The following is a 17,191-nucleotide window of genomic DNA, read 5'->3' as shown; positions in this document are numbered from 1 at the left end:
CTTCGGTGCAGTGCATCGGGAAGAAAAGCATGGCAGAAAATGAGCAGAGAGGAAGCGGGAAAATATGAATGAAGACACACCAATACGCAAACAGCTGTTATCAATACCCAACCTAATGGGATATTTCCGGATTCTGCTGATTCCGGTAATCGTATGGCGGTATGTGACAGCGGAAACTGTGACGGATTATTATATAGCGGCAGTCATGATAGGGATCTCCGGGATCACGGATTTCCTGGACGGTTTTGTGGCGCGCAGATTCCATATGATTACAAAGGTGGGAAAGGCACTGGACCCGATCGCAGATAAGCTGACCCAGGGAGCGATTGTACTGTCTTTATGTTTCCGGTATCCTTATATGATTGCCCTGATGGTACTGTTTGTGGTAAAAGAAGGATTTATGGGGATTATGGGGATCATAATGCTCCGGAAAGGGAAGATGCTGGATGGGGCAAAATGGTTTGGTAAAGTGTGTACCGCTGTGCTGTATGTGGTGATGTTCCTGCTGATATTGTTCCCGCAGCTGCCGGAAAGTGCGGCGAACGGGATGATCCTTCTCTGCGGGGGATTCATGCTGTATTCCTTTGCGGCCTATATTCCGGTGTTTTGGAAGATGGGGCGTGATTCATAAAATCTTATAACTTCTTAAGAATTTCTTTTGCTTCTTATGCCAGCCTCCTTTAGAAATCTGTTTTATTCTATAAACAGTTAAAGGAGGCTGTTTCTATGAATATCCAAACATTGACTCAATATTTTCTTGAATATGGTGCCTTTTTTATCTACCTGATCGTTTTATTGGAATACATGAATCTTCCAGGTTTCCCGGCGGGGCTGATCATGCCGTTGGCAGGGATCTGGGCAGCAAAGGGGGAAATCAGTTTTCCGATCGTCATGCTTTTATCAGTATTTGCGGGACTGACCGGAAGCTGGCTCCTGTATTTTCTGGGAAGGCTGGGAGGCCCGAAGGTGATGGGATTCTATTTCAAAAAATTTCCGAAACATCAGGCTGTGATAGAGGAGAAGATGGATATGCTGCGTGAGAAGGGCTGCATCGGTGTGTTTGTCAGCAAGCTGCTGCCCATGGTGCGGACCATCATTTCCATACCTGCAGGGATGGTTAAGATGGATTTCCTGAAATATACGGTAAGTTCAACGGTAGGTATTTTCCTGTGGAATCTGGTATTTGTCGGGGCCGGATACTTTTTCGGCGATGCAGCAATTAAGCTGCTGGCATAAACAGGGAGACGAAGCGGCGCAGTGAAAAGGCAGAAGAAGTGCAGACAGAGGAGGAGTTAGGAATGAAGATTGCAATGTTGACAAATAATTATAAACCTTTCGTAGGAGGGGTACCCATTTCCGTTGAAAGGCAGGCAAAAGAACTTGCAAAGCTGGGACATGAGGTGACGGTATTTGCTCCGGAATATAAACAGGCGGAAGACATCCGGCCCGGAGAACAGTTCGAAGATCCGCAGCAAACACGCAGGGAGCGTGTCATCCGCTACAAAACCAGCAGCAGAAAAATGGAAAACGGTATGGTATATCCAAGGATAATCAGCAGGGAGATCATTCAGGCCTTTGAAAAAGAACAGTTTGACTGCATCCATGTGCATCATCCGATGTTTGTGGGGCCGATTGCTTTATACCTGGGGAAAAAGTATAATCTGCCTGTCATATACACGTATCATACAAAATACGAGGATTATCTTCACTATATACGCCCGTTTCAGTCCGTAGAGGACAAGAGCGCCGTGCGGCAGGAGATATTCCGCCTGGGAAAAGAAAAGATAGTACCGGGATATATGAGGTGGTTTACAAACCAATGCGATTTGATACTGGCGCCCACCTTCAGTATGCAGGAAGCGATGCGAAAGAGCGGAACGAGGACTCCAACGGCGATTTTCCCCACGGGGCTGGAAGATTCCTTTTATATAAAGGATGAAGAAAAATGTACGGCTCTCAGGCAGCAGTACCTGCAGGGGAGAAAGCACTTGTTCTGTACAGTATCCCGCCTGGAGGAAGAGAAAAATCCGCGGTTTATGCTGAAGGGGATCGCAAGGCTGAAAGAGCGGATGGATGAGTCGTTCCGGGTATTGTTTATCGGAGAAGGAAGCATGAGATCCGAACTGGAAAAGATGGCTGCCGAACTGGGGATTTCCGAGGAAACTGTATTTGTAGGAAATGTAGAGAATCAGGAAATGAAACATTTTCTCGGGGCTTGTGAACTGTTTTTGTTTGCTTCCAAATCGGAAACGCAGGGAATTGTACTGGCAGAGGCTTTTGCAGCAGGTATTCCTGTTGTGGCGGTCAATGCTACCGGAGTGGAGGACATTGTAGTGAACGGGAAAAACGGATATGCGACGGCGGAAGACACGGAAGAATGGTCAGCGAGAATCATGGAGGCAATGGAAATAGAAAACTATGGCAGATTGAAAGAGCAGGCCGTGCTGACTGCATCCGGATTCAGATCATCCAGACTGGCCGTTTACGAAGAAATGCTTTACGCACAGTGTATAAATCAGAGAGAGAAAGAGGAATCCGCATATGAAAATGAGAGAAATCGGGCAGAACGTGTTGGGGCATCTATTTATCGGTTATTTAAAGCTTCTTAATAAAACAGTTACAATACAGTGGGCCGAAAATTCGATAAGCGGCGGAAGTCAGATATTCGGTTTCTGGCACGAGGACAGTTTTTTTATGAACATGATACTTTCAGAAATCTCGAAACAGACCAGTCCTGTCGATGTAATTGTGACTGCTGATAAAAGAGGAGACTATATTCAGAATATGATAGAGCGCAGCGGCGGCCACGCCCTGAGAGTGCCGGACGGTTTTGCCAGCTTCGGGGCGCTCAAAGTAATCATGCAGAACGCATACGAAAGAACCCGTTCCATCGCCGTAGCGCTTGACGGTCCCCTGGGGCCAAGGCATGAACCTAAAAAACTGGCCTTTTATCTGTCTGAACAGGCAGAAGAAGACTTTGTCGGTATCTCCGTTTCCTATTCTGCAAAACTCAGAATGACCTGGAGATGGGATAAATATGTGATACCGCTGCCGTTCTCCACAGTGACTGTCGCAGCTCATAATTACGGTGAAGTAAATAAAAAGAACATTCCTGAGCTTCCAACGAATGCAAATATTCCGAAATGTGGTATACTGTTAAACGTATAGGGGTCAGACCCCTCTGCAAAAGGGGCAGACCCTTTTGAAAAAAAATATCAGGAGGAAGTTATGGAAACGAATCATATATTAATCGTAGAGGATGACAAAGAAATCAGGGAAGGTGTCCAGATTTACCTGCAAAGCCAGGGATATAAGGTGTTTCAGGCTGCGGATGGAGTGGAAGGCCTGGAAGTTATGGAGAAAGAGGAGATTCACCTTGCAATCGTGGATGTGATGATGCCAAGGATGGATGGAATCAGGATGACAATGAAGCTGAGAGAGAAGTATGATTTTCCGGTGATTATGCTTTCAGCGAAGTCCGAGGAAGTAGACAAGATCATGGGCCTGAATATCGGGGCAGATGATTACGTAACAAAGCCGTTTACGCCAATGGAATTGATGGCGAGGGTGAATTCACAGCTGCGGCGTTACCGGAGGTTCATGGAGAAGCTGGAACCAAAGGAAAATGTGCATGCAATCGGCGGCCTGGAGATCAATGAGGATACGGTGGAAGTATTTGTGGATGGTAATCCGGTTAAAATGACACCGATTGAGTATAAGATTTTGCTGCTTCTGGCAAAGAATCCGGGGCGTGTTTTTTCTGCGGAAGAAATTTATGAAAGGGTATGGCAGGAAAAGGCTATAAGTACGGATACGATTATGGTTCACGTACGGAATATCCGGGAAAAAATTGAGGTGGATCCAAAGAATCCAAAATATTTGAAGGTGGTGTGGGGCGTTGGATACAAAATTGAGAAACAGTCATAGACTGGCTGTATTGCTGGCAATTGCGGTATTGATTATCTGTTCCGTGGGGATGGTGCTGGCTTACCCTGTATTTTCGAGGGAAATGCAGGATAGGCTGGATGAGACTAAGGTAAGTAATGACGAGGTGATCCAGATAGCCGGCGGGCTTATTGAGGGGAATTATATACTATACAATGAGGTATATGAGGAAACTGACAGAGCATATGTATTACAGAAGTATGGCGGCGACCGGTTCGACCTTTTGAGAAAATATATGGATTATGAAGTGTTCGACTGGGATGGAAACGCACTTCTGGAGAGCAATAGTAAGTCAGTACTTGAAAATCTGGTGAAAAAGGAGGATACCGCTTATGCCTTTCGCGCGGCATTTACTTTCCAGGATGACGGAGAACTCTCCGATATCCAGGTGAACGGGAATATGCTGGACGAGAGGACAGAATATGAGATTGAGCAGTATCTTCTGGATCAGCAGGTGATAAATTATGAATGGCGGGGGATTTCCGAGCCGACAGAGGTGCAGATCGTTTATGGTGTGACAGCGGAGAACTTGAATTCTTATATCGATAGCAATGAGCTGCATATCGATACTTCGGTAGCTGCACTGATCTCAAATTCTATGTTCAGTGGTTTTTTGTTCCTGTTTGCAGCCGTATTGGCAGTGACAGCGGTATTACTTTCTGTGAAAAAGAGTTTTGCGTTTGGAGGAGAAAAAGTATTCAGTGCACCGTTTGAAATCGTTGTGATTGTTCTGTGCATACTGGCAAGTGCTATGTATTATCCGGCCAAGGTTGTTTGGATTACGCTGGGGGGCGGGGCTGCAGAGTATATAACAGGCAGCAGCGGAGCGCCGAATTCAGCAATGTCCGCCATAATGAATGTGGCTATGTGGTTTTTGATATTTGGCATTGCATTCTGGGGTTTTGTCAGTCTGAGCGCGATGTTAACTATGAAAAAAGAATATTGGAAGCAGAGATCTTTATGTGTAAGGTTTCTGCGCTGGATGAAACAAGGCGGTGATGAATATGGGGAAAAAGTAAAGAAAGGAGCAGGTGGTATATGGGGCGGTATTAAGCGGTTCTGCAAAAGACAGTATGACGTGCTTATGCACCTGGATTTCCAGGATAGAACAAACAGGACGATTTTTAAGATTATCGCAATCAATTTTGTTGTTCTGGTAGTCGTATGCAGCCTGTGGTATTATGGAATCGTAGCACTCATTATTTATTCTGTTGCACTTTTTATCTTTTTGAAAAAATATTTTAATGATATCCAATCAAAGTATAAGCTGCTCCTCAGTGCGACAAACCAGCTCGCAGAGGGGGATCTGGACACACCAATTGAAGGAGATATGGGGATATTCAACCCTATTCAGGAAGAGATTAAGAGGATTCAGAACGGGTTTAAAAAGGCCGTGGAAGAGGAAGTTAAGAGTGAGCGGATGAAAACAGAACTGATCACGAATGTTTCCCATGATCTAAAAACACCTCTGACTGCAATTATCACGTATACGGATTTGGTAAAGAACGAAACAGACGATGATAAAAGGAAAGAGTACATTGATGTGCTGGAACGCAAGTCCCTTAGGCTGAAGGTACTAATCGAGGATTTATTTGAGATCAGCAAGGCAACCAGTAAGAATATAACTATGAATTTTATGCGGGTTGACATCGTTGACTTGCTAAAACAGGTTGGATTGGAGTATGATAATAAAATAAAAGAAACAAACCTGGATTTCCGCTGGAACCTTCCGGAACACAAGATCGTGCTGTGGCTGGACAGCCAGAAAACATACAGGATTTTTGAGAACCTAATTGTGAATATTACAAAATATGCGATGCCGCATACCCGTGTATATGTGGAGATGAAGGATCAGGACCATCAGGTGTATATCTCTATGAAGAATATTTCGGCCACGGAGCTGAGCTTCAATACAGACGAAATAACGGACAGATTTGTCAGGGGTGATGCATCAAGAAATACAGAAGGCTCCGGACTGGGGCTGGCAATTGCGAAAACATTTACCGAGCTGCAGCATGGCTGCCTAAAGATCTCGACAGAGGCGGATCTGTATAAGGCGGAAATCACCTTCCCAAAACGGCCCGAAGTATCGGAGCCCCAGGGAGAGGGAGCAGGACAAAATGAAACAGCGCAGGATGGAAATAAAGAAAACAATTAGTTTCCAACTGCTTTAAGGGGGTCAGACCCCTCTGCAAAGGGGTCTGACCCCCTTGAACTCCGTTTTCAGAATTGTTTTACATTTTAAGATTAACAAACAGGTTTTTAGAGGGGGAGTTAATGAATGAGTAAGAATTATAAACAACTCAAGGTCTGGCAGGGACTGGTAGTTTTGGTATCAGCTGCAGTTGTAATATTTATAGTTTCGCCTACGGTACTGTCACCCTTTGGCATTTATGGCTCATTATTGGCGGAATGGCTGATGCTTGCCGCCGCATTGGGGCTGGTTCTCGCGTTCAGGGGGAATCCGAGAGAACTGTTTCCATTCAGAAGACCGGCAGGCGCCGGTGTTTTTGGCACCTTTTTGATGTGGGTGGGAGCGTTTCTTATAGAAATGACACTTGTTCTGCTTGTGAGCATTTTCTTCATGGAAGAAATGCAAGGAGTGAATGCGGGCCTGAGTTCCCAGATGATGAATATACCTTTTCTGGCGGCAGTACTTATAGTAGCGGTCACACCGGCAGTCTGTGAGGAGATAATTTTTCGCGGTATTTTCTTCAAAAGCCTGAAGCCACACAAATATAAATGGGCAGCTATCTTGATTAGCGGAGTTGTATTTGGCGCATTTCACGGAGACATTTTCCGGTTTATCCCGACTGCCATCGGCGGAGTTGTCATGGCCTGGATTATATTGGAAAGTGGAAATATGTTCTATAATTGTTTCTTTCATTTTATAAATAATCTTCTGCCTATTATCCTGCTCTTTGGAATGAAAGATGTTTATGCGCAGCTCGGGGTGTGGAACGAGATTGGGTACGAGTCTACATCGATCCCCATGATGAGCGCAGGGCTGTATATGATGATGTGTGCGGCGGCTCCGGCCTGCATGTACATCGGTAATTATCTGCTGCATAGTCGAACGCCGGGTTATCGGGATAAACTGTTTCCGAAAGGAAAACCAGGAATTGTAATAGGGCTGATTGTCATTTCTGCCGTATTATTCTTCTGTGGCGCGGGCCTTGCAGTGTATGGGTTTATTTCTTTACAGACGATATAAAAACCGGTTCCGTGAAAAAACACGGGAACCGGTTTTTATATTGTAAAACGATTCTGAATATGGTACTCAAAGGGGTCAGACCCCTTTGAAGATCTCGATACTCCTCTCCAGGATTCCTTTCATATGAGCGATAGCGATTCCATAGTTCGTGATAGGAATATTCTGATCCTGGGCGCATTTCAGGCGGTACTTCATTTCCCTCTCGTTGAGAGTACATCCTCCGCAGTGGATGATCAGTTTGTATTTTGACAGGTCTATGGGAAATTCAGTTCCGCTGGAAAATTCATAGTTAATTTTTTTACCTGTATGACTGGTAATCCACCGGGGCAGTTTTACTGTCCCGATATCTTCGCATTGGCGGTGGTGGGTACAGCCCTCTGATATCAGGATTGTATCTCCTTCTTCCAATGTATCAAGAGCCTTTGCCCCGTTTACAACTGTCTCAAGATTTCCTTTATAACGGGCAAAAAGGATGGAAAAGGAAGTCAGTGGTATATCCCAAGGCACCATAGCAGCTACTTTTTCGAACGCCTGGCTGTCAGTGATTACGAGTGCGGGGGGATGACCGAGCTTCTCCATCGTTTCTTCCAGTTCGGTTTCTCTTGTGACGATGGAAACGGCGCCGGATTCCAGAACGTCACGGATTGTCTGCTGCTGCGGCAGGATCAGCCGTCCTTTGGGGGCTGATTTATCGATCGGAACGACCAGAACCACAAAGTCGGATGGCTTAATCAGGCCGTATACGATCCGGCGCTCATTCTCTACCGGCGCCTGCCGGGCAATCAGTTCCTTCAGTTCGTGGATATTCTCCCCGGTAACGGTACTTACTGCAATGACTTTGTCTGAGGGAACAGCAGGCATACATCCGGTAAAATCGGTATTGGAGCCAGGTGCCAGATCGGATTTGTTCAAAACAACCACATAAGGGATTTCTTTTTTCAAAATCCGATCGAGTATCCCGGCATCCACATCTGTCATGCCGGAAACGCTGTCAATGACGAGAACTGCGATGTCTGTCTTATTCAGGATCTGGTATGCCTTCTGAATTCTGAGCTCTCCCAGCTCCCCGGTATCGTCAAGCCCCGGTGTATCTATTATAACCACGGGGCCCAGCGGCAGCAGTTCCATCGCCTTGAGAACCGGGTCGGTGGTCGTGCCTTTGATGTCTGATACGATGGCAAGATTCTGACCGGTAATCGCGTTGATGATACTGGACTTCCCGGCATTTCTCCTGCCGAAGATGCCGATATGCACTCTGTCTGAAGAAGGTGCTGCATTTAAACTCATAAAAATACCCCCTGTAATTTAGTTTAGAAGCGGAAATCTCTTCTGTTATCCTGCTCAATCAGACGCAGATTGTCGATTACAACTGCACGCGCCTTCTCGTTAGGCACATTCATCACTTCTTTATCGATCAGTTTATCTCCGAGAGCCTTTGTCTCAGGGGAAGCATAATCCATCAGATATTCTTTCAGAGTCATCAGAGCATTCGGATGGCAGCAGTTCTGAATCTGGCCGCTCTTGCAAAGAGACATGAAACGGTCGCCGGTACGCCCTTCCCGGTAACATGCGGTACAGAAACTCGGAATATAATCCATCTGCATCAGCCAGCGGACAACCTCGTCCAGCGTTCTTTTATCGCTGACATCAAACTGTTCGGATTTGGCATCGTCCGGCTCTGGTTCGCAATAACCGCCCACGCTTGTGCGGGACCCTCCGCTGATCTGTGAAATACCCAGATGGAGCACTCTTTCACGGCATTTCTGGCTCTCTCTTGTGGAAATGATCATTCCTGTGTATGGGACTGCAATTCGGATACAGGCAACAATCTTGGCAAAGGTGTCGTCATCGATTCCGTTGTCAAAGGAATCTGCATCGATATCATCAGCATGGCGCAGGCGAGGGACACTGATCGTATGAGGTCCCACACCAAAAGCCGCTTCCAGATGTTCCGCGTGCATAAGAAGACCGGCAAACTCATAGCGGTATTTGTCCAGTCCGAACAGCACACCAACGCCTACATCGTCGATGCCGCCCTCCATTGCGCGGTCCATAGCCTCCGTGTGATAATCATAGTCGTGCTTCGGCCCTGTTGGGTGAAGCTGCAAATAGCTCTCTTTGTGGTACGTCTCCTGGAACAAAATGTAAGTGCCGATGCCGGCCTCCTTCAGAAGGCGGTAGTTCTCTACAGTAGTAGCCGCTATATTGATGTTTACACGGCGGATAGCGCCGTTCTTATGCTTGATACTGTAAATCGTTTTGATAGATTCCAGATAATAATCCATCGTATTACGGACCGGATCCTCCCCCGCCTCGAGAGCCAGGCGTTTATGCCCCATATCCTGCAGCGCGATCACCTCTTTGCGGATCTCCTCCTGGGAAAGCTGCTTCCTGGCAATGTGCTTATTCTTGCTGTGATAAGGGCAGTATGTACATCCGTTGATACAGTAGTTGGACAGATAAAGAGGCGCAAACATCACAATGCGGTTGCCGTAAAAGTCTTTTTTAATCTGTTCCGCCAGTTTAAAAATTTCCTCATTTTTCTCCTCGATCTGACAGGCCAGCAGCACAGAGGCCTCACGGTGGGTAAGTCCCTTTCTTTTCTTTGCCTTCTCAATAAGAGAATCGATCAGGGCTTCATTACATTTGTTCTCGTTGGCATAAGCCAGTGTCTCCAGAATTTCTTCATGGTTAATAAAATCTTCGGCGTGTTTGGAATTTACATCATACATTTAGGTATCCTCCGTTTATGATTGTATAGATATATTTAATAGTAACAGGTTCAGGCGTCACTCGGGAGCAACAGCAGCGCTCAGACTACGCGACAGAGCCGCCGTGTTGAGTGAGTCGCCCCGGGAAACAGCAATTTGATAGCCGATCGACTCCATACGGCGTTCTAGGCATTTCCGGCATTCCGCTGCTTCATCCCCGGTGCAGATCTTATTGTCGTAGAGCAGGTAATCTCCCCGCACCTCAACGGGCGAAAGGTTGGGCATGACCACATTGGCGCCGGCCAAAATCCCTTTTTCCCTGCCGTCCGGAGCAATGGTTCCAAGGGCAGTAGTTGCGGGAAGCAGTACTTTCGGCAGCATCAGGCGTAGCAGCCCCAGCATAAACAGCGTCAGTTCCAGCGTTCCTGCTGCGTATTCGGCAAAGGGTGTCTCATGGTGAGGAATAAAGGGACCGATTCCTACCATCTGCGGATCCAGCTCCTTAATAAAAAGCATATCGTCGGCCAGATTTTCCGGCGTCTGGAAGGGAGAACCAACCATAAAACCGGTACCTGTCTGATAGCCGATTTCTTTCAGATCCCAGAGACACTGCTGGCGGTGGGCTGCGGACAGGGATTGTGGATGCAGCCGCCGATAGTGGGCGGCATCAAAAGTCTCATGTCTGAGAAGATAGCGGTCCGCACCCGCATCAAAAAGAAGCTGATAACTCTCCCGTGTCCTCTCACCGAGGGAAAGCGTAATGGCGCAATCCGGAAAATGCTGCCGTATATTATGCACGATATCCGCCATAATTTCATCGGTATAGTATCCATCCTCCCCACCCTGCAGTACAAAAGTACGAAAGCCAAGGCCATACCCCTTGTGGCAGCAGTCCAGCACGGCCTCCTTATCCAGCCGGTAACGGCGGGCGCTGCGGTTGCTCTTGCGGATGCCGCAGTAGTAGCAGTCGTTTTTACAGTAATTCGTAAACTCAATCAGGCCGCGGATATACACATCGTGTCCATAGTATTTATGCCGGACTGTACGCGCACGTTCAAATAAATACTCTGCCAGTTCCGGCGTGTGGCCGCGGATAAGAGCCGTCCATTCTTCCCTGGAAAGCGCACCGGTCTGTTCCAGTTTATCAATCAAATGCTTCATAGAAAATTCTCCTTTTCATGGGCACTCCAAAACGGTACCCGGACTCTTTCATACCCAAAGGGCATCCCGTAATACATGCCCTGACGGGCGGGTCTGCTGCAAAGCAGCAGAATAAGGTATACCCAAAGGGCATCCCGTAACACATACCCTGACAGACGGGGCTGCCAGTTCCCTACTTCGTCTTGGCATAAATCGTTTTCGTGCTGACACCGGGCAGCATACCCAGCTTCCCGGAAAGAGCACTGATAACGTCATTCGGCGCGTCCATGGCAATACTGATAATGGAAATATTCTTTTCCCGATATGGAATGCCCATTCTGCCCACGATGTACTGCCCGTATTCACTGAGCAGATGGTTCAGCTCCTCCACCGAATCGGTACAGTCCAGAACGATTCCAATCAAAGCAATTCTCGTCTCCATAAAACCTCCTTATATCCTCAGAATATAGACAAGTGCAAAAAAATACCTGCACCAAAGGCGCAGGCGATAAAAAGGGGCAGTCTTCCCCCTCTTAGAAACGAGAAAAAATCCCGTATCAATCATCTCTGTGCGCCTTCTTACTCAGGTGTAACCCTTTATAATCAGAACGAATTTTAATAAATTATAGCACAACAAATAAATATAAACAACATATTTTCTTTCTCTAGTACAGTATTGCACTAATAATTCATCAATAAGCACCTGCTGTACTAGCGTTTTTATTGACAAAACGAATGGCGTGTGATAAATTTAGACTATAGTACAAACATTAGTCCAGACTGCGCTTTTTGTAAGCACAGAATAAGGCGAGCGAGGGTTGGAATCATGAGTCTGATTACGAACATTCAGAAGTATTCGATCCATGACGGAGATGGGATACGTACGACGGTTTTTTTCAAAGGCTGTCATTTGAGGTGTGTCTGGTGCCACAATCCGGAGACACAGAGTTTTAAGAAGGAGCTGCTGTACGACAGTGAAAAATGTGTGGGCTGCGGAGGCTGCGCGGCTGCCTGTCCGAATGGGGCAATTGAAATGTCCGGACAAAAAGCCATTACCGACAGGGCGAAATGTACGGCCTGTGGGAAATGTACGGATTATTGCAACCGGAACCTTCGGGAGATAGCGGGAAAAGAATATACGGTCAATGAACTTGTGAAGGAGCTCAGGAAAGATGAGATGTTTTACGAGGAATCCGGCGGAGGGGTTACGCTTTCCGGCGGAGAAGTGATGGCGGCTGACATAGAATTTGTGGAAGCGCTTGTGAAAAAGCTGTATCACTTCGGTATCTCTGTCACAATCGATACATGCGGGCAGGCGCCGTATGAAAATTATAAACGGATTCTGCCATATACGGACACTTTTTTGTATGACATCAAGACATTGGATACGGAGCTGCATAAAAAGTATATGGGGTCCGGCAATGAGCTGATTCTGGAAAATTTGGAAAAGCTGAGCCGGGACGGGGCCAGAATCTATATTCGTATTCCGGTCATCAAAGAAGTGAACGGCAATGAGGAAGCGATGAAGGCGATGATCCGTTATCTTCAGGAGAAAAACATTCATGCAGCAAGAGTGAACCTGCTGCCATATCATAACACGGGCTCCGGTAAATACCTGAAAGCGGGCATTTGCTACGAAGGGGCAGACATGCATGCACCCGACAGGGAAGAAATGAATCATTTTGTGGAATTATTCCGGAAAGCCGGATTCCAGGATGTAAAAATAGGAGGTTAAGTATGGAAGAAAGAGGAATGAATGCACGCATAAAGGCGCTTAGAAAGCTGAGCCTGGATACACCTGCGCATATTGATCTGGAGCGGGCGCTCAGTGAGACCGCTACCTACAAGAAATATGAGGGCGAATTGTCTGTGCCCGAGCTGCGCGGACAGGTATTAAAGGATTATTTTTCAACAAAGACGCTGTATATCGGTGAGGGCGAGCTGATTGTGGGGGAGAAAGGGGATTCCCCGCAGGCGGCGCCGACATTTCCGGAACTGTGCTGTCATACAGTGGAAGATATGCATGTCATGAACGACCGGGACCTGATTAATTTTAAGGTGAAGGAAACAGACTATAAAGTACAGGAAGAAGTTATGATTCCATACTGGGAAAAACGTTCTATGAGGAGCCGGATTCTCCGCCAGATGACACCGGAGTGGAAAGACGCCTATGAGGCCGGCATTTTTACGGAATTTATGGAGCAGAGGGGGCCGGGACATACGGTCGGCTCAGTAAAAATTTATGAAAAAGGTTTTGTGGATTACAAAGAAGATATTCAGAATGCGATCGACAAGCTGGATTTTATGAACGATACCGAAGCATTTGATAAGAAGAATGAACTGGAAGGCATGAAGCTGGCCTGCGATGCCATCATAATACTTGGGGAAAGATATGCTGCATATGCACGTGAACTGGCGGCAAAGGAGGAAGATGCAGGCCGCAGAGAAGAGCTTCTTCAGATTGCAGCCAACTGTGATGTAGTTCCCGCTCACAAGCCGGAGACTTACTGGCAGGCAATCCAAATGTACTGGTTTGTGCATCTTGGCGTGACGAGTGAACTGAATCCCTGGGATGCCTACAGCCCGGGACGCCTGGATCAGCATCTGAATCCGTTCTACGAAAAGGATGTGGAGTCCGGCATTCTGGATGATGACAGAGCGCTGGAACTTTTGGAGTGTCTCTGGGTTAAATTCAACAACCAGCCAGCGCCTCCAAAAGTTGGTATTACACTGAAGGAGAGCAGCACTTATACGGATTTTGCAAATCTGAATACGGGCGGCATTACACCGAACGGAGAAAATGGTGTGAATAATGTCAGCTATCTGATTCTGGACTGTATGGATGAGATGAAGCTGCTGCAGCCAAGTTCCAATGTACAGATCAGCAGAAAAACGCCTCAGAAGTTTCTGAAGCGTGCCTGCGAGATCTCCAGAAAAGGCTGGGGACAGCCCGCATTTTATAATACTGAAGCTATCGTTCAGGAGCTTCTCAACGCAGGAAAATCGCTGGAGGATGCAAGACGCGGAGGAACCAGCGGCTGTGTGGAAACGGGGGCTTTTGGAAATGAAGCTTATATTCTGACCGGATATTTTAACATACCGAAGGTGTTCGAGCTGACATTGAATAATGGGTTTGACAAGATGACCGGTAAGCAGCTGGGATTAAAGCTGGGCAATGCGGCAGATTTTGCTTCTTATGACGAGTTATTTGATGCATTTAAGAAACAGATGAAGTATTTTATTGATATCAAGATCAAGGGAAGTAATGTGATCGAAAAGATTTACGCCGAATATATGCCCGTGCCGTTTCTTTCAATTATTACGAACGACTGTATTTCCAAGGGAAGAGATTATAACGGCGGTGGTGCAAGGTACAATACGAAGTACCTGCAGGGCGTAGGTATCGGTACGATTACAGACTGTCTTTCCGCTGTGAAATATCATGTTTACGACAAAAAAACATTTACCATGGAAGAATTGATGCAGGCGTTGGATGATAACTTCGAGGGGCATGACCGAATTGCGAATCTGGTGCGCAATAAGACCCCGAAATACGGGAATGACGATGACTATGCAGATGATATTATGCGCTCTGTGTTTGAATATTACAGGAGCCAGGTAACGGGGCGTCCGAATATGCTGGGGGGGACGTACAGGATTAATATGCTGCCGACGACCTGCCATGTGTATTTCGGTGATGTGATGATGGCGAGTGCAAACGGGCGTCTGGCGCACAAACCGGTATCCGAAGGAATTTCTCCGGAGAAGGGGGCGGATACCAACGGACCGACAGCTGTCGTGAAGTCCTGCGCGAAGATGGACCACCTGCAGACAGGAGGGACACTGCTGAACCAGAAGTTCACACCAAGCGTGGTGTCGGGAGACGAGGGTCTGGAGCAGATGGCAAATCTGGTGCGCACGTATTTCAACATGGATGGACACCACATCCAGTTCAATGTAATTGACAGAGAAACCCTGATCCAGGCACAGAAGCATCCCGATGATTACAAGGACCTGATTGTGCGTGTGGCAGGCTACAGCGACCATTTCAGAAATCTGAGCAAAGCGCTGCAGGATGAGATTATTGAAAGGACGGAACAGAATTTTCACTGATAATTCGTCTGATGACAGGTTTCACTTTTGAGGATTAAGTGGTAAGATATAAGAAAAATATAAGATCCTTGGAGGTAGAAGATGAGAACAATCAAAGCACAGAAACTGACAGCGGAAGCATTTTCAAAGTATGGGGAGTTTTATAACCTGGTGGAGCCGGAGGGGAACGCTCTTGGAGCATTCTATAATGACAAAGTAGCGCTTCCTGTTTCCGGAAGGGTTCCGGTCACCTTCTCATCTCTTGTCACGGAAAAAGCAGACAAGATGATCATTAATTCTGCAGAATATCATAATTATACAGGGGAAGGGATCCTTCCGCTGGACGGAGATGTTGTGATTCATGCAGCGCCTCCGACAAAAGACCCGGTACCGCAGCTGACAGAAGCCTTTGTTGTGCCGAAGGGAACCGTGGTGAAGCTGAATACGGGCGTATGGCACCTCGCGCCGATGCCGGTGGAAGAAGATGTGGTACATGTACTGATTGTTCTGCCGGAAAGGGTTTATGCGAATGACTGCTTCGTGGTGGATTATCCGGAGGAAGACTGGATTGAGATCGAACTGTAGAATACAGCAGGCAGCCATGAATAAAAGAGAGACTGTCTGGTTTTCCGGCGCAGTCTCTTTTCCGGCTGTAAAGGGGCCTGACCTTTGTAACAGATAAGAGGAAATTAAAAAGGTGGGAATATGTCAGAAATTAGAAAGCGCATCGTATTTTATGGCCGTGTCCAGGGCGTAGGGTTCCGTTACACCGCCAAATATCTTGCACAGTCACTGCAGCTGACCGGATGGGTGAAAAATGAATGGGACGGCACGGTAACCATGGAAATCCAGGGGCGGGAGCCAATGATAAACAAATTGCTGGTGGGGTTGAACCAGGGACATTTTATAACAATAGAAGGGATGGATACGGAAGAAATTCCCCTGGAGAAAGAAAGCAGTTTCACCGTGCGGTAAAAGTGAAGGGGTCTGACCCCTTTGCCCCTGATTGACAAAAAATAAACAAGGAGGACGATTATGAAATTAGGATTTATTGGAACAGGCAACATGGCAGGCGCTATTATGGGCGGCATTATTAAAGAGGGGATTTTCAGTGCAGAAGAGATCATCGGTTCGGATGTGTTTGAACCGGGGAGAGAAAAGGCCAGATCTTTATATGGAATTAACGTAACAGCAGATAACAAGGAAGTTGTTGAGAAGTCAGAGGTGGTTGTTCTTTCTGTAAAACCGCAGTTCTATGCATCAGCAATTGAGGAAATCAAAGATTTTGTCAGAGATGACCAGATCATCATTACGATTGCGCCTGGAAAAACACTGGCCTGGCTGGAGGAACAGTTTGGCAAAAAGGTGAAAATAGTTCGTACAATGCCGAACACACCGGCAATGGTAGGAGAGGGGATGACGGCTGCCTGTCCGAATGAGTATGTGACAGAAGAGGAACTGAAGCATACAGTCAGTATCCTGAGTGCGTTTGGAAAAGTGGAAGTAGTACCGGAGAGACTGATGGATGTTGTTGTTTCTACAAGCGGAAGTTCACCGGCCTATGTATTCATGTTTATTGAAGCAATGGCAGATGCAGCAGTTGCCGATGGCATGCCGAGGGCACAGGCATATAAGTTCGCTGCACAGGCCGTATACGGCAGCGCCAAGATGGTCCTGGAGACGGGAAAACATCCTGGAGAACTTAAAGATATGGTGTGCTCTCCTGCAGGAACTACGATAGAAGCAGTCAGAGTCTTGGAAAGGAATGGATTCAGAAGCGCGGTAATAGAGGCAATGAAAGCCTGCACTGAGATATCTAAAAATATGTGATTTTTTTACTAACAATCAGCAGCGGATGGGGACGCTCCATAAAGGGATAGCCGAAAGCCTCCCGGAGAACATCCATGTCCTTTCAAAACGCGGCCGCGGACCTAAGAAATTCTAGGCGGGAAACAGCCCTGAAAATGGAGCACCACTGACACATCACGAGAAATCCGATGATTTCTCGCGCTGGGTCAGCTGATTTTTGGATTCGGAATCCAAAAATCTCTCCATTTTCAGGGCTGTTTCCCACCAAGAATTTCTAAGG

Annotated in this window: 16 protein-coding genes; 12 read left to right on the top strand and 4 right to left on the bottom strand. The window is 46.9% G+C overall.

The features are described from left to right. The first annotated feature begins 64 nt into the window (after positions 1-64). From ARB69_RS13475 to ARB69_RS13445, 7 genes are all read left to right on the top strand, one after another. On the top strand, positions 65-631 hold the full coding sequence (locus ARB69_RS13475; protein ID WP_055153638.1) for a CDP-alcohol phosphatidyltransferase family protein: 567 nt from the start codon (positions 65-67) through the stop codon (positions 629-631). Between the two features lie 95 nt (positions 632-726). Then, on the top strand, positions 727-1,236 hold the full coding sequence (locus tag ARB69_RS13470) for a DedA family protein (RefSeq protein ID WP_050640440.1): 510 nt from the start codon (positions 727-729) through the stop codon (positions 1,234-1,236). 62 nt (positions 1,237-1,298) lie between these two features. Then, positions 1,299-2,609 carry a glycosyltransferase gene (locus ARB69_RS13465; RefSeq protein WP_055153636.1) on the top strand — a complete coding sequence of 437 codons (1,311 nt, stop codon included), beginning with the start codon at positions 1,299-1,301 and terminating at the stop codon, positions 2,607-2,609. Then, entirely contained in the window at positions 2,542-3,168 is a 627-nt protein-coding gene (locus ARB69_RS13460) for a hypothetical protein (RefSeq protein ID WP_173020112.1), read from the top strand. The genes ARB69_RS13465 and ARB69_RS13460 overlap by 68 nt, the downstream gene beginning before the upstream one ends. 60 nt (positions 3,169-3,228) lie before the next feature. Then, entirely contained in the window at positions 3,229-3,927 is a 699-nt protein-coding gene (locus ARB69_RS13455) for a response regulator transcription factor (protein WP_050640438.1), read from the top strand. Further along, positions 3,899-6,103: a sensor histidine kinase gene (locus ARB69_RS13450; RefSeq protein ID WP_055153634.1), complete on the top strand. Its 2,205-nt coding sequence runs from the start codon at positions 3,899-3,901 to the stop codon at positions 6,101-6,103. The genes ARB69_RS13455 and ARB69_RS13450 overlap by 29 nt, the downstream gene beginning before the upstream one ends. Before the next feature lie 123 nt (positions 6,104-6,226). Next, positions 6,227-7,159, top strand: coding sequence for a type II CAAX endopeptidase family protein (locus ARB69_RS13445; protein ID WP_055153632.1), 933 nt, complete (start codon positions 6,227-6,229; stop codon positions 7,157-7,159). 75 nt (positions 7,160-7,234) lie between these two features. Here the strand turns inward: ARB69_RS13445 and hydF are convergent, their stop codons facing one another. From hydF to ARB69_RS13425, 4 genes are all read right to left on the bottom strand, one after another. Beyond that, positions 7,235-8,446, bottom strand: coding sequence for a [FeFe] hydrogenase H-cluster maturation GTPase HydF (hydF, locus tag ARB69_RS13440; protein ID WP_055153630.1), 1,212 nt, complete (start codon positions 8,444-8,446; stop codon positions 7,235-7,237). Positions 8,447-8,469: 23 nt separating this feature from the next. After that, positions 8,470-9,891: a [FeFe] hydrogenase H-cluster radical SAM maturase HydG gene (gene hydG / locus ARB69_RS13435; RefSeq protein WP_055153628.1), complete on the bottom strand. Its 1,422-nt coding sequence runs from the start codon at positions 9,889-9,891 to the stop codon at positions 8,470-8,472. Positions 9,892-9,948: 57 nt separating this feature from the next. Continuing rightward, complete coding sequence (gene hydE, locus ARB69_RS13430; protein WP_055153626.1) at positions 9,949-11,031, bottom strand: [FeFe] hydrogenase H-cluster radical SAM maturase HydE; 1,083 nt, start codon at positions 11,029-11,031, stop codon at positions 9,949-9,951. Positions 11,032-11,203: 172 nt separating this feature from the next. After that, positions 11,204-11,452: a TM1266 family iron-only hydrogenase system putative regulator gene (locus ARB69_RS13425; RefSeq protein WP_025656119.1), complete on the bottom strand. Its 249-nt coding sequence runs from the start codon at positions 11,450-11,452 to the stop codon at positions 11,204-11,206. A gap of 384 nt (positions 11,453-11,836) precedes the next feature. Between ARB69_RS13425 and ARB69_RS13420 the strand changes: the two genes are divergently transcribed. The 5 genes from ARB69_RS13420 (at position 11,837) to proC (ending at position 16,932) form a co-directional block, all read left to right on the top strand. Further along, on the top strand, positions 11,837-12,745 hold the full coding sequence (locus tag ARB69_RS13420; RefSeq protein ID WP_055153625.1) for a trans-4-hydroxy-L-proline dehydratase activase: 909 nt from the start codon (positions 11,837-11,839) through the stop codon (positions 12,743-12,745). Between the two features lie 2 nt (positions 12,746-12,747). Next, the gene (gene hypD, locus ARB69_RS13415) at positions 12,748-15,123 is read left to right on the top strand and encodes a trans-4-hydroxy-L-proline dehydratase (protein ID WP_055153623.1); all 2,376 of its coding nucleotides are present in this window, start codon (positions 12,748-12,750) and stop codon (positions 15,121-15,123) included. Positions 15,124-15,204: 81 nt separating this feature from the next. Beyond that, positions 15,205-15,687, top strand: a complete 483-nt coding sequence (locus ARB69_RS27415) for an ureidoglycolate lyase (RefSeq protein WP_055153621.1) — start codon at positions 15,205-15,207, stop codon at positions 15,685-15,687. Positions 15,688-15,807: 120 nt separating this feature from the next. Then, on the top strand, positions 15,808-16,077 hold the full coding sequence (locus ARB69_RS13405; RefSeq protein WP_055153619.1) for an acylphosphatase: 270 nt from the start codon (positions 15,808-15,810) through the stop codon (positions 16,075-16,077). Positions 16,078-16,137: 60 nt separating this feature from the next. Next, the gene (gene proC / locus ARB69_RS13400; RefSeq protein WP_055153617.1) at positions 16,138-16,932 is read left to right on the top strand and encodes a pyrroline-5-carboxylate reductase; all 795 of its coding nucleotides are present in this window, start codon (positions 16,138-16,140) and stop codon (positions 16,930-16,932) included. The last annotated feature ends 259 nt before the right edge of the window (positions 16,933-17,191 follow it).

The organism is Faecalicatena contorta (assembly GCF_001404335.1).
GTDB lineage: Bacteria > Bacillota > Clostridia > Lachnospirales > Lachnospiraceae > Faecalicatena > Faecalicatena contortus_B.
Note: the sequence above shows the minus strand (reverse complement) of the source record. Positions and strands in the feature narration are given on the sequence as shown.